Source organism: Micrococcus sp. 093350064-1 (genome assembly GCF_053627955.1).
Map to the genome: position 1 here is coordinate 74,907 of NZ_JBSEYU010000005.1, position 13,052 is coordinate 87,958.

The 13,052-nt window shown below is 74.9% G+C and carries 11 protein-coding genes; all 11 read left to right on the forward strand.

Annotation, left to right across the window (positions count from 1 at the left end):
* The first annotated feature begins 104 nt into the window (after window positions 1–104).
* The 11 genes from ACUW6W_RS07030 (at window position 105) to ACUW6W_RS07080 (ending at window position 13,035) form a co-directional block, all read left to right on the forward strand.
* Window positions 105–1,703 carry an ABC transporter ATP-binding protein gene (locus tag ACUW6W_RS07030; RefSeq protein ID WP_113913980.1) on the forward strand — a complete coding sequence of 533 codons (1,599 nt, stop codon included), beginning with the start codon at window positions 105–107 and terminating at the stop codon, window positions 1,701–1,703.
* Window positions 1,700–3,115, forward strand: a complete 1,416-nt coding sequence (locus ACUW6W_RS07035) for an ABC transporter permease (RefSeq protein ID WP_144825408.1) — start codon at window positions 1,700–1,702, stop codon at window positions 3,113–3,115. The genes ACUW6W_RS07030 and ACUW6W_RS07035 overlap by 4 nt, the downstream gene beginning before the upstream one ends.
* Window positions 3,112–4,419: an ABC transporter permease gene (locus ACUW6W_RS07040; RefSeq protein WP_095347466.1), complete on the forward strand. Its 1,308-nt coding sequence runs from the start codon at window positions 3,112–3,114 to the stop codon at window positions 4,417–4,419. The genes ACUW6W_RS07035 and ACUW6W_RS07040 overlap by 4 nt, the downstream gene beginning before the upstream one ends.
* Before the next feature lie 2 nt (window positions 4,420–4,421).
* Window positions 4,422–4,853, forward strand: a complete 432-nt coding sequence (locus tag ACUW6W_RS07045) for a cytidine deaminase (RefSeq protein WP_095695390.1) — start codon at window positions 4,422–4,424, stop codon at window positions 4,851–4,853.
* A gap of 74 nt (window positions 4,854–4,927) precedes the next feature.
* Window positions 4,928–6,262, forward strand: a complete 1,335-nt coding sequence (locus tag ACUW6W_RS07050) for a thymidine phosphorylase (protein ID WP_134416300.1) — start codon at window positions 4,928–4,930, stop codon at window positions 6,260–6,262.
* 4 nt (window positions 6,263–6,266) lie between these two features.
* A complete protein-coding gene (locus ACUW6W_RS07055) occupies window positions 6,267–6,914 on the forward strand; it encodes a DedA family protein (protein WP_049145521.1) in 648 nt (215 codons plus the stop codon).
* A gap of 24 nt (window positions 6,915–6,938) precedes the next feature.
* Window positions 6,939–8,150, forward strand: a complete 1,212-nt coding sequence (locus tag ACUW6W_RS07060; RefSeq protein ID WP_036336747.1) for an adenosine deaminase — start codon at window positions 6,939–6,941, stop codon at window positions 8,148–8,150.
* Window positions 8,151–8,157: 7 nt separating this feature from the next.
* Complete coding sequence (locus ACUW6W_RS07065; protein WP_454180047.1) at window positions 8,158–8,964, forward strand: MazG nucleotide pyrophosphohydrolase domain-containing protein; 807 nt, start codon at window positions 8,158–8,160, stop codon at window positions 8,962–8,964.
* Between the two features lie 177 nt (window positions 8,965–9,141).
* Complete coding sequence (gene eno / locus ACUW6W_RS07070) at window positions 9,142–10,419, forward strand: phosphopyruvate hydratase (RefSeq protein ID WP_454180049.1); 1,278 nt, start codon at window positions 9,142–9,144, stop codon at window positions 10,417–10,419.
* Window positions 10,420–10,555: 136 nt separating this feature from the next.
* Window positions 10,556–11,386, forward strand: a complete 831-nt coding sequence (locus ACUW6W_RS07075) for an FtsB family cell division protein (RefSeq protein ID WP_063189012.1) — start codon at window positions 10,556–10,558, stop codon at window positions 11,384–11,386.
* Between the two features lie 50 nt (window positions 11,387–11,436).
* Entirely contained in the window at window positions 11,437–13,035 is a 1,599-nt protein-coding gene (locus ACUW6W_RS07080; protein ID WP_144879234.1) for a DUF501 domain-containing protein, read from the forward strand.
* Window positions 13,036–13,052: the final 17 nt, after the last annotated feature.

Below are 13,052 nucleotides of genomic sequence, written 5' to 3' on the forward strand. Positions count from 1 at the left end.
GCCGGCCCGGACCCCTCCGGACCGGCCCCGCGGCGCGCGGGCGCCCGGCCCGCCCCCGCCGCCGAGCGCGGCACCACGAGCATCGACCAGACGGAAGGCCCTCGATGAGGCTCGAACTGCGCGGGATCACCAAGCGCTTCGGCTCGTTCGCCGCGAACGAGGACGTGAACCTGACCGTGGAGTCGGGGCGGGTGCACACCCTCCTCGGCGAGAACGGCGCCGGCAAGTCCACCCTGATGAACGTCCTCTTCGGGCTCTACGAGCCCACCGAGGGGGAGATCCTGCTCGACGGCGAGCCCGTCCGGTTCTCCGGCCCCGGCGAGGCCATGCGCGCGGGCATCGGCATGGTGCACCAGCACTTCATGCTCGTGCCCGTCTTCACGGTGGCCGAGAACGTGGCCCTCGGCGACGAGCACACCCGCGCCCTGGGCGTGCTCGACCTCGAGGCCACCCGCCGGCGGATCCGGGAGATCTCCGCGCAGTACGGCTTCGACGTGGACCCGGACGCCGTCGTCGAGGACCTGCCCGTGGGCGTGCAGCAGCGCGTCGAGATCATCAAGGCCCTCGTCCGCGACGCACGCATCCTCATCCTGGACGAGCCGACCGCCGTGCTCACCCCCCAGGAGACCGACGAGCTGCTCGGCATCATCCGCCAGCTGCGCGCGGACGGCACGGCGATCGTGTTCATCTCCCACAAGCTGCGCGAGGTCAAGGCCGTCTCGGACGACATCACCGTGCTGCGCCGCGGCCGCGTGGTCGGCACGGCGGACCCCTCCGCCGAGGCCGCCGAGCTGGCCGCCCTCATGGTGGGCCGGAACGTCGTCCTCGAGCGGCGCAGGACGGCCCCGACCCTGGGGGAGGAGACGTTCCGCGTCGAGGGCCTCTCCGTCGTCTCGCCCACGGGCCAGGTGCTGCTGGACGCCGTGTCCTTCGCCGTCCGCCAGGGCGAGGTCCTCGCCGTGGCCGGTGTGCAGGGCAACGGGCAGACGGAGCTGACCGAGGCGATCATGGGCCTGGTCAAGGCCACCGGCTCCGTCACCCTGGACGGCCGGGAGCTGATCGGCCGGTCCACCCGCCAGATCATCCGCGCCGGCGTCGGCTTCGTGCCCGAGGACCGCTCCACGGACGGGCTCGTCGGCCCGTTCTCCGTGGCGGAGAACATGGTGCTCAACCGGTACGACGTCGCCCCGGCCGGCAACGCCGTGCAGATGCGCCCCGCCGCGGTGCGGGCGCTCGCCGAGCGCCGCGTGGCCGAGTTCGACGTCCGCACCCAGGGCGTGGACCTGCCGGTCTCCTCCCTCTCGGGAGGCAACCAGCAGAAGGTCGTCATGGCCCGCGAACTCGTGGACGGGCTGCGCCTGTTCATCGCCTCGCAGCCCACGCGCGGCGTGGACGTCGGCTCGATCGAGTTCCTGCACGACCGGATCATCGCCGAGCGCGACGCCGGCACCCCCGTGCTGATCGTCTCCACCGAGCTGGACGAGGTCCTCGAGCTGGCGGACCGGATCGCCGTGATGTACCACGGGCGGATCGTCGGCATCGTGCCGGGGGACACCTCGCGCGAGACGCTCGGCCTCATGATGGCCGGCCAGACCCCCGACGACGCGGCCCTCGCCTCCGGCGCAGACGTCGCCGCGGGCACGCCCGGCACCGCCGGTGAGGCGCCCGCCGCCCACCCCACCACGGAAGGAGAGCGCCCGTGAGCACCGCCGCCCCGCAGCGCCCGGCCCCCGCGTCCGACGCGGCCGCCCGGCCCGCCCCCGCCGACTCCGCCCTGCGCCGGATCCTCTCGGGCAACGGCACGGTCACCGCCCTGGCGATCCTGCTGTCCCTGCTGATCTCCGGCCTGCTGATCATCGCCGTGGACGAGGACGTCCGCGACGCCGCCGGCTACTTCTTCGCCCGCCCGGGCGACCTGCTCTCCGCCGCCTGGGCCGCGTTCGCCGGAGCCTTCGCGGCCCTATTCCGCGGCGCCGTCTTCAACTACCGGGCCTCGGACGCGACGGGCATGCTCTACCCGCTCACCGAGACCCTCACCGTGGCGACCCCGCTGATCATCATCTCGCTGGGCATCGCCATCGCCTTCCGGGCGGGCCTGTTCAACATCGGCGGCCAGGGCCAGTTCATCTTCGGCGCCATGTTCGCCACGTGGTTCGGCGTGCACCTGCACCTGCCGGCCGGCGTGCACCTGCTGCTCGTCGTCGTGATGGGCGTGCTCGGCGGCGTGCTGTGGGGCTCCGTCGTCGGCGTGCTCAAGGCCTGGACGGGCGCGCACGAGGTGATCCTCACGATCATGCTCAACTACGTGGCGGTGAACCTGCTCGCCTACCTGTTGAACACCCCCGTCCTGCGGGCGCCCGCCACCACGAACCCGGTGTCCGCGCCGCTGGACCGCTCCGCCATGTTCCCGCGGCTGCTGGGGACCGACTTCCGGCTGCACTGGGGCTTCTTCGTCGCCCTGCTGGCCGTGCTCTTCACGTGGTGGCTGATGCAGCGCTCCACCCTCGGCTTCCGCCTGCGGGCCGTGGGTGCCAACCCCGACGCCGCCCGCACCGCCGGCATCTCCGTGAAGGGCTCCTACGTGGCCGCCATGGCGATCTCCGGCGGCCTCGCCGGCCTGGCCGGCGCCACCCACGTGGCCGGCACGGAGAGCACGCTGAACACCTCCGTGGCCGGGTCCTTCGGCTTCGACGCGATCACGGTGGCCCTGCTCGGCCGGTCCCACCCGGTGGGCGTGCTGTTCGCGGGCCTGCTCTTCGGCGCCCTGCGCGCCGGCGGCGTGACCATGCAGACCGAGACCGGGGTGCCGGTCGACATCGTCCTCGTGGTGCAGTCCGTGATCGTGCTGCTCATCGCGGCCCCGCCGCTGGTCCGCGCCATCTTCCGACTGCCCGCCCCGGGCGCCGCCCGTGCCCGCCGCGCCGCCGACCCCGTGACCCAGCCCGCCGTGGCCGGCGCCTCGGTGACCGGCGCCGGCGGCCACGCCGCCGCCCCGTCCACGGGCGTCCAGGCGGCCGCGGCCGCCGCCGTCGCGGACCCGCAGGCTCCGACCACTGCACCCACGGACACGGCCCCGACCCACCGCCCGCACGAGCAGAAGGGGGACGCCCGATGAGCGCGACCGCCGCCCGGCCCCACGCCGACGTCGTCCGCCCCGAGGCCGCCGAGCCCGCCCGGGTCGTGGTCCGGCACTGGACCACCCCGATCGCCCTGACGATCCTGACCCTGCTGGCCCTGGCCGTCTTCGCCCTCGGCGCCCCCGAGGCGGCGGCGACCTTCCGACTCTCGAACGCGTCCGACGCCGTCGTGCTCCCGGACCTGACCGCCGACCCCGTGCTGGGGGGCTGGCTGCTCGTCGGGCTCATGGCGGTGCTGACCGCGGTGGCCTGGCTGGCGACCCTGCGCTCGGGGCGCACCCCCGGCTGGGCCGCGGCCCTGTTCGCCGTCGCCTTCGTGGCCGCGTTCCTCATCTGGGTGATCGGCTCGGCGGACAACACCACCGTGTTCCTCACCGGCCTGATCGCCGGCTCGTTCGCGCTGGCCGTCCCGCTGATCTTCGGCTCGATGGCCGGCATCCTGGCCGAGCGCTCGGGCGTGGTGAACATCGCGATCGAGGGTCAGCTGCTGGCGGGCGCGTTCACGGCCGCCGTCGTCGGCACCGCCACCGGCTCGCCCTGGGCGGGCCTGGCCGCCGCGATCGTGGCCGGCGTCCTCGTGTCCTGGCTGCTCGCCGTGTTCTCGATCAAGTACCTGGTCAACCAGGTGATCGTCGGCGTCGTGCTCAACGTGCTCGTGGCCGGCCTGACGAGCTTCCTGTACTCCACCGTCCTCACGGGCGGGGACACCGAGCTCAACGCGCCGCCGCACTTCCCGAACCTGCGGATCCCGGGCCTGGCGGACATCCCCGTGCTCGGGCCCATCCTGTTCAACCAGACGATCCTGGGCTACGCGATGTACCTGCTCGTCATCGCGCTATGGTTCGCCCTGTTCCGCACCCGCTGGGGCCTGCGCGTGCGCGCCGTGGGCGAGCACCCCAAGGCCGCGGACACCGTGGGCATCGACGTGAACCGCACGCGGTACGCCGCCGTCCTGCTGGGCGGCGCGGTGGCCGGCATGGGCGGGGCGTTCTTCACGCTCGTCTCCGCGTCGTCCTTCACCAAGGAGATGACGGCGGGCCAGGGCTTCATCGCGCTCGCGGCCGTGATCTTCGGCCGCTGGAACCCGATCGGCGCGTTCTTCGCGGCGCTGCTGTTCGGCTTCGCCACCAACATGCAGTACGTCCTGGCGATCCTCGGCACCCCGGTGCCGAGCCAGTTCATGGCGATGCTCCCGTACCTCGTCACGGTGTTCGCCGTGGCCGGCCTCGTGGGCCGCTCGCGCGGCCCGGCCGCCTCGGGCGTGCCGTACGTGAAGGAGTAGCCGTGGCGGACGGGCAGCACACGACGACGGCGCCGCGCGTGGACTGGGACCGGCTGCGGGCCGCGGCCCTGGCCGCCACGGAGCACGCCTACGTGCCCTACTCGGGGTTCCGGGTGGGCGCCGCCGCGCTCACCGACGACGGCCGCCTCGTCTCGGGCTGCAACATCGAGAACGCGTCCTACGGGCTGACCCTGTGCGCCGAGTGCGCGCTGCTGGCCGACCTGCGCATGGGCGGGGGCGGCCGACTGGCCGCGTTCGTGTGCGTGGACGGCGAGGGCGTGCTCACCATGCCCTGCGGGCGGTGCCGCCAGCTGCTGTACGAGTTCCGCGCCCCCGGGCTCGTGCTGCTCACCCCGGCGGGGGAGCGGGGGATCGACGCGGTGCTGCCGGACGCCTTCGGCCCGGCCGACCTGGAGCGGGCGGCCCGTCCCTGACCTGCGGCGCGCTCCCGGGCCCGCTCGCTAGAGTCGGAGGCTGACCGTCGCAGCCGTCCCCCGAGGAGACCCCCATGACCGCGCAGCCGCAGGCCGAGCCCTTCGACGCCGTCGAGGTGATCCGCACCAAGCGGGATCGGGGGACGCTGTCGCCCGAGCAGATCGACTGGGTGGTGGACGCGTACACCCGCGGCGTGGTGGCGGACGAGCAGATGTCCGCCCTGGCCATGGCGATCCTGCTCAACGGCATGGACCGCGCCGAGATCGCCCGCTGGACGGACGCGATGATCGCCTCGGGCGAGCGCATGGACTTCGGCGGGCTCACCACCCCGGACGGCCGCCCCCTGGCCACCGCGGACAAGCACTCCACCGGCGGCGTGGGGGACAAGATCACCCTGCCGCTGGCCCCCCTCGTGGCCTCCTTCGGGGTGGCCGTGCCGCAGCTGTCCGGCCGCGGCCTCGGCCACACCGGCGGCACCCTGGACAAGCTCGAGGCGATCCCCGGGTGGCGGGCCGACCTCAGCAACGAGGCGATGCTGCGCCAGCTCTCCGAGGTGGGCGCCGTGATCTGCGCGGCCGGCTCGGGCCTGGCCCCGGCGGACAAGCGCCTGTACGCCCTGCGCGACGTCACCGGCACGGTGGAGGCCATCCCGCTGATCGCCTCCTCGATCATGTCCAAGAAGATCGCCGAGGGCACCGGCGCCCTCGTGCTGGACGTCAAGTGCGGCTCGGGCGCGTTCATGAAGGACGAGGCGTCCGCCCGCGAGCTGGCCCGGACCATGGTGGACCTAGGCCGGGACGCCGGGGTGGACACCTCGGCGCTGCTCACGGACATGTCCGTGCCCCTGGGCCGGACGGCCGGCAACGCCCTCGAGGTCCGCGAGTCGGTGGAGGTGCTCGCCGGCGGCGGCCCGGCCGACGTCGTGGAGCTCACCGTGGCGCTCGCCGCCGCGATGCTCGCCGGCGCCGGGGTCACGGACGTGGACCCGGCCGAGCACCTGGCCAACGGCCGGGCGATGGACGTGTGGAACCGGATGATCGAGGCCCAGGGTGGCGACCCGCGCGCGGACCTCCCGACGGCGGCCCACACCGAGGACGTCGTCGCGGAGACGGACGGCGTCCTCACCGAGCTGGACGCGATGGCCGTGGGCCTGGCCGCGTGGCGCCTCGGCGCCGGGCGGGAGCGGCAGGGCCAGGCCGTCCAGGCCGCGGCCGGCGTCGAGGTGCACGTGCGCCCCGGCGAGCGCGTGGGCCGGGGTCAGAAGGTGCTGACCCTGCACACGGACACGCCGGAGCGCTTCGAGCGGGCGAAGGCCGCGCTCGCCGGCGGCTGGGCCGTCGGCGAGCTCGACGACGCCGCCGCCCGGACCCTGCGCGAGCGCTCCGTGATCCTGGACCGGATCGGCTGACCGGATGCTCGCGTGGCTCGAGGAGGCGATCCTCCACGCCTCCGCGCAGTGGTGGGTCCTGCCACTGACGCTGCTGCTGTGCCTGCTCGACGGCATCGTGCCGATCTTCCCGTCGGAGTCGGTGCTGGTGGCCCTCGGCGCGATCGTCCGCGACGGGCACCCGTTCTCCCTGTGGGCGCTGTGGGGGGTCGGCTTCGCGGGCGCGTTCCTGGGGGACGTGGCCGCGTACGCGATCGGCCGTGCCGTGGGCGTGGAGCGGTTCCGGTGGATGCGGCTGCGGCGGGTGCGGGCCACGGTCGAGGTCGCCCGCCACCACCTGCACAGCCACGGCGCGCTGCTGCTGTTCACCGCCCGGTTCATCCCCGGCGGCCGCGTGGCCCTGAACCTCACCGCCGGCGCCACCCGCTACCCGCCGGTGCGGTTCGTGGCGCTGGACCTGCTCTCCACGGCCAGCTGGGCCGCGTACTCGATCATGATCGCGCGTCTGACCGCGGGCTGGCTGGAGAACCCGGTGCTGCAGATCGCCGTCTCCGTGACGGGTGCGGCGCTCGTGGGCCTGCTGCTGGACCGCCTGCTCAAGGCCCTGCTGCGCCGCCGGCTGGGCACCGGGGTGAAGGGCCTCACCCTGGCCGAGCAGGAGGCCCTGCGCTGAGCGCCCTGCCGTAGAGTGACGCCCGTGACGACGACGCAGCTTCCGGACACCGCATCCCCCTCCCCGCTCGAGGTCGACCTGGCCGTCCTGCCCAAGGTCTCCCTCCACGACCACCTCGACGGCGGCCTGCGCGTGGGCACCGTCCTCGACCTGGCCCGCGAGGCCGGCGTCGAGGTCCCCGCGGACACCGTCGAGGGCCTGGCCGAGTGGATCGCCGAGCACGCCAACGGCGAGTCCCTCGAGAAGTACCTGCAGGTCTTCGCCCTGACCACCGCCGTGATGCAGACCCGCGAGCAGCTGCGCCGCGTGGCCCGCGAGTTCGTCGAGGACCTGGTCGCCGACGGCGTCGTCTACGGCGAGATCCGCTGGGCCCCCGAGCAGCACCTGGCCGGCGGGCTGAGCCTGGACGAGGCGGTCGAGGCCGTGCAGGCCGGCCTGGACGAGGCGGTCGAGGCCGCCGACGCCGCGGGCCACGTGATCCGCGTGGGCCAGCTGGTCACCGCGATGCGGCACGCCGACCGGGCCCAGGAGATCGCCGAGCTGGCCGTGCGCCACCGCGAGGCCGGCGTCGTGGGCTTCGACATCGCGGGCGCCGAGGCCGGGTTCCCGCCCTCCCGCTTCGCCGACACCTTCACGTGGCTGGCCGCCCACCACCTGCCCGTCACCGTGCACGCGGGCGAGGGCGACGGGCTCGACTCCGTCCGCTCGGCCCTCGTGGACGGCCGCGCGCTGCGCCTGGGCCACGGCGTGCGCCTGGCCGAGGACATCTCGGTGGAGTACGGCGGCGTGGACGAGGACGGCGAGCAGCTGGACGAGCTGACCGGCCTCGTGGACCTGGGCGAGACCGCCGCGTGGGTGCGGGACCGGCAGATCGCCCTGGAGGTCTGCCCGTCCTCGAACCTGCAGACCGGCGCGGTGGACGCCGCGGCGGGCATCGCGGGCCATCCCATCGACCTGCTCGTGCAGCTCGGCTTCCGCGTCACCGTGAACACGGACAACCGGCTCGTCTCGGACGTGTCCCTGACCGACGAGCTCTACCTGCTCGCCGAGACCTTCGGCTACTCGCTCTCCGAGCTGCTGGACCTGCAGCTCAACGCCGCCGAGGCCGCCTTCCTGTCCGTGGACGAGCGCGAGGACCTCGCCGAGATCCTCGTGGCCGGCTGGGGCGAGGTCATCTCCGGCGACGCCGTCGGCCCGGTCCTCGAGGAGCTGGACGACGAGGACGAGGACGACTGATCCGTCCGTGAGCGCGAGTGTGGACCGTCTGGTGGCGGTGGTCGAGGCCCTGCGCGACCACTGCCCGTGGACGGCCGCGCTCACGCACGCCGACCTCGCCGAGTACCTCGTGGAGGAGGCGTACGAGGCGGTGGCGGAGGTCGAGTCCCGCGACGCCGCCGCGTGGGCCGACGTGCCCGCGCGTCGGGCCGACGGCGCGTACCCCGCCCTGGCCGCCGAGCTCGGGGACGTCCTGTTCCAGGTGGTGCTGCACGCCGCCGTCTGCCGGGAGCCGGGCGCCCCGGCGGAGACGGCCGGGTTCCGCCTGGACGACGCCGCCGACGCCCTCACCGCCAAGATGATCCGGCGCAACCCGCTCGTGCTCACCCCCGAGGGCGGCCTGCGACCGGCCGAGGAGCTCGCCGCCGTCACGCCCGAGGCCGTCGAGCTGGCCTGGGAGCGGGTCAAGGCGCAGGAGCGGGCCGCCGCGGGGCTCTCGTCCGCCGCCCCGACCCACGACGACGGCGGCACCGGCCCGGGCCTCGACGTCGGCGACATCCCGGCCCGGCTGCCGGCGCTGGCCGCCGCCGCGAAGGTGGTCGACCGCGCGGCCCGGCAGGAGCCGGACCCGCTCGCCGCGCACGTCCCGGCGCCGGCCGCCGAGGCGGGAGAGCGCCCGGCGGCGGTGTGGCCGGGCGAGGCCGCGCTCGGGGCGGAGCTGTTCGCGCTGGTGCGTCGGGCCCGGGCGGCGGGGCTGGACCCCGAACGGGCCCTGCGCACCACGGTGGCCCGGGTGCGTGCGGGGGACTGGTCGGCGCTGCGTCCGTCCGGCTGACGCGGCGCCGCGCCGGCCCGGCCGCAGCCCCGACCGCGCCCCAGCGACATCGCAGCCGGGGGGAACGGCGGTCTTGTCGCCGGCGCGCGGCCGACCGGAACCGGAGGTCCCCGCTAGGCTGAGGCCGTGTCCACGCCGCGGGCACGACTTCCGACTTCGATTGAAGGAGACCCGTCCATGGCCCTGATCGACGCCATCCACGCTCGCGAGATCCTCGACTCGCGCGGCAACCCCACCGTCGAGGTGGAGGTCCTGCTCACCGACGGCTCCCTGGGCCGCGCGGCCGTGCCCTCGGGCGCCTCCACCGGCGAGTTCGAGGCGGTCGAGCGCCGTGACGGGGACAAGAAGCGCTACGGCGGCAAGGGCGTGCTGGACGCCGTCGCCGCGGTCGAGGGCATCGCGGAGGAGCTCGAGGGCGAGTTCGCCGCGGACCAGCGCGCCGTGGACCGCGCGATGCGGGACCTGGACGGCACCCCCAACAAGGGCACGCTGGGCGCGAACGCGATCCTGGGCGTGTCCATGGCCGTCGCCGTGGCCGCCGCGCAGGCCTCCGACCTCATGCTCTACAAGTACCTGTGCGGCCCGAACGCCCACGTGCTGCCCGTGCCGATGATGAACATCCTCAACGGTGGCGCCCACGCGGACTCCAACGTGGACATCCAGGAGTTCATGATCGCCCCGATCGGCGCCCCGTCCTTCCGCGAGGCCCTGCGCTGGGGCACCGAGGTCTACCACGCCCTGAAGACCGTGCTGCAGGAGAAGGGCCTGTCCACCGGCCTGGGCGACGAGGGCGGGTTCGCCCCGTCCCTGGAGTCCAACCGGGCCGCCCTGGACCTCATCGCCGAGGCCGTGACGAAGGCCGGCTACCGCCTGGGCGAGGACATCGCGCTGGCGCTGGACGTCGCCTCCTCCGAGTTCTTCGACAAGGGCTCCTACACCTTCGAGGGCCAGCAGCGCTCCGCCGAGGAGATGGCCGCCTACTACACCGAGCTGGTGGACAACTACCCGATCGTCTCCATCGAGGACCCGCTCGACGAGGACGACTGGGACGGCTGGCAGCACCTGACGGCGCAGCTGGGCGATCGCGTCCAGCTGGTGGGCGACGACCTGTTCGTCACCAACGTGGAGCGGCTGCAGCGCGGCATCGACGAGAAGGCCGGCAACGCCCTGCTCGTGAAGGTCAACCAGATCGGCTCCCTGACCGAGACCTTCGACGCGATCGCCCTGGCCCAGCGCCACATGTTCCACTGCATGATCTCGCACCGCTCGGGCGAGACCGAGGACACGTTCATCGCGGACCTCGCGGTGGCCACCAACGCCGGCCAGATCAAGACCGGCGCCCCGGCCCGCTCGGACCGCGTGGCCAAGTACAACCAGCTGCTGCGCATCGAGGAGGACCTGGCCGACGCCGCCGTCTACGCGGGCCGCTCCGCCTTCCCGCGCTTCCGCGGCTGACCGTCCCCGACGACGACGCGCGGGCCCGCCCGGATCCTTCCGGGCGGGCCCGCGCCCGTCCCGGCGCGACCAGGATCCTGCCAGGGGCGGGCAGTAGGCTGGGAGGGTTCCCGCAGTGCGTCCGAAGGAGTCCGCGATGAGTCCGCGCCGCCCCCGCGTGCCCCGTGTCGACCCGACGACGGGCGCCCCGCGCCGGACCGCCGTCGCGGCCCCGGCGGCCCCGACGACGGCCTCCCCGAAGCCGGACGCGCCCACGCCGACCCCCGCGGCCCCCACGCCGGCGCCCGCGGCGACGGACGCCGAGGTCATCGACCTGCAGAGCGTCCAGGAGCGCCGCCAGGCCGGTCACCCCGGACACCTGGACGGGCACCCGGACGCGGACCGGGCCGACACGGCCTCCGCCGGGGACACCGCCGCCCCCGCATCCCCGTCGGCACCCCCGCGCCGCACGGCTCCGGCCCGCCCGGCCGGGCGTCGGCCCCGGCCCGCCCCCCGCGGCGCCGCATCCGCCGCCGCCACGGCCGCCCGCCGTCGGGCCCCGCTGCCGGAGCCGGTGCCGGCCCGGCAGATCACGGGCCGCTCGCTCATCGTCGTCGCCGTGCTGCTGGTGGCCGCCGTCCTGGTGGCGCCCACGCTGCGCGCGTTCCTGAACCAGCAGCTGGAGATCTCGGCCGCGCGCGAGGAGATCGCCACCATGCAGGCCCAGCGCGAGGACTACGAACGGCGGATCCAGCTGTGGGACGATCCCGCCTACGTGACCCAGCAGGCGCGCGAGCGCCTCGAGCTGGTCATGCCGGGGGAGACCCTGTACTCCGTGACGGGACGACCCTCCGAGACCGAGACCGAGACCGAGACCGACACCGAGGCCGAGGACACGCCCGCCGCCGGCGCGGACGAGGTCGTCAACACCCGCCTGCCGTGGGCCGAGGGCCTGTGGGACTCGGCCGTCCGCGCCGGGCTCGAGTGAACCCCGCGTCCCGCCCCCGCCCGCACCACCCCCGCACCCCCGAGGACACCATGACCGTCAGCCCCCGCCCCGCCCAGGACCGCACCGTCACCGAGAAGGACCTGGACACCCTGTCCCGCCAGCTCGGCCGCCCGGTCCGGGACGTCGTGGAGATCGGCGCCCGCTGCGTGTGCGGCAACCCCCTCGTGGCCACCACCGCGCCGCGCCTCTCCAACGGCATCCCGTTCCCCACGACCTTCTACCTGACGCACCCCGTGCTGACGGCGGCGGTCTCGCGCGTGGAGGCGGACGGGGAGATGGCGCGCATGAACGACCGCCTCGCCCAGGACCCCGCGCTCGCGGCCGCGCACCGCGCGGCGCACGAGGCCTACATCGCCGAGCGGGACCGGGTCGGGGCCGAGGCCGGCACGGGGCCCGTCCCGGAGATCGCCGGGGTCTCGGCCGGCGGCATGCCCGAGCGCGTGAAGTGCCTGCACGCCCTCGTGGGCCACGCGCTCGCGGCCGGGCCGGGGGTGAACCCGCTCGGGGACGAGGCGATCGCCCTGGTGGCCCCGTGGTGGACGCCCGAGGTCTGCGCGTGCGAGGGCGCGTGGGACGAGGCCGCGGCGGTGCCCACGAAGGACCTCTCCCGGCACGTGAAGCACCTCGAGCGCGTCGCCGCGCTGAAGGAGGTGACGGTGGCCGGCGTGGACTGCGGCACGAACTCCATCCGCCTGCTGATCTCCCGGCCGGCCGGGACGGACGAGACCACCGGCGCCGGGGCCGACCCGACGGCGCCGCTGGCCGACGTCGTGCGCGAGATGCGCGTGGTGCGCCTGGGCGAGGGCGTGGACGCCACCGGCGCGTTCTCCGACGCCGCGCTGGAGCGCACCTTCGCGGCGGTGGACGAGTACGCCCGCCTGGTCCAGCGCCACCACGCCGGCCGGGTCCGGTTCGTGGCCACCTCCGCCAGCCGGGACGTCTCCAACCGGGCCGCGTTCGTCGACGGCGTCCGGGAGCGGCTCGGCGTCGAGCCGGAGGTCGTCTCGGGCGCCGAGGAGGCCGCCCTGTCCTTCGCGGGCGCCGTCTCCGCCGTCGAGACCGCGGACCTGGGCCCGGAGGACCTCGTGCTCGTCGTGGACCTCGGCGGCGGCTCCACCGAGCTGGTCGTCGGCACGCCCGCGGGCGAGGTCGTGGGCGCGGTCAGCCTGGACATGGGCTGCGTGCGGTTCACCGAGCGTCATCTGCGCTCCGACCCCCCGACGTCGGACGAGGTCGCCGCGGCCCGCGCGGACGCCCGCCGCCTCCTCGACGACGCCGCCGCCCGCCTGCCGCTGGAACGCGTGGCCCGCGTGGTCGGCGTGGCCGGCTCGGTGACCACCGTGACCGCCGAGGCCCTCGGGCTCAGCACGTACGAGCCCGAGGCCATCCACGGCGCGCGTCTGCCGATCGCGGAGTTCCGCGCGGCGGCGGAGGGCCTCGTGGCCGCGACCCGGGCCGAGCGCTCCGAGCGGGGGTTCATGCACCCGGGACGGGTGGACGTGATCGGCGCGGGCGCGCTGCTGTGGAGCACCGTCCTGGAGCGGGTGGCCGAGGTCGCGGGCGTCACCGAGGCCTGGGCGAGCGAGCACGACATCCTGGACGGGATCGTGCTCTCGCTGCGGTCCTGACCACGACGGCGGAGAGT

What these genes read in the sequence shown, in the direction of transcription:
- ACUW6W_RS07030 (WP_113913980.1), top strand. Translation starts at nt 105, where the DNA reads ATGAGGCTCGAACTGCGCGGGATCACCAAGCGCTTCGGCTCGTTCGCC.
- ACUW6W_RS07040 (WP_095347466.1), top strand. Translation starts at nt 3,112, where the DNA reads ATGAGCGCGACCGCCGCCCGGCCCCACGCCGACGTCGTCCGCCCCGAG.
- ACUW6W_RS07050 (WP_134416300.1), top strand. Translation starts at nt 4,928, where the DNA reads ATGACCGCGCAGCCGCAGGCCGAGCCCTTCGACGCCGTCGAGGTGATC.
- ACUW6W_RS07055 (WP_049145521.1), top strand. Translation starts at nt 6,267, where the DNA reads ATGCTCGCGTGGCTCGAGGAGGCGATCCTCCACGCCTCCGCGCAGTGG.
- eno (WP_454180049.1), top strand. Translation starts at nt 9,142, where the DNA reads ATGGCCCTGATCGACGCCATCCACGCTCGCGAGATCCTCGACTCGCGC.
- ACUW6W_RS07075 (WP_063189012.1), top strand. Translation starts at nt 10,556, where the DNA reads ATGAGTCCGCGCCGCCCCCGCGTGCCCCGTGTCGACCCGACGACGGGC.
- ACUW6W_RS07080 (WP_144879234.1), top strand. Translation starts at nt 11,437, where the DNA reads ATGACCGTCAGCCCCCGCCCCGCCCAGGACCGCACCGTCACCGAGAAG.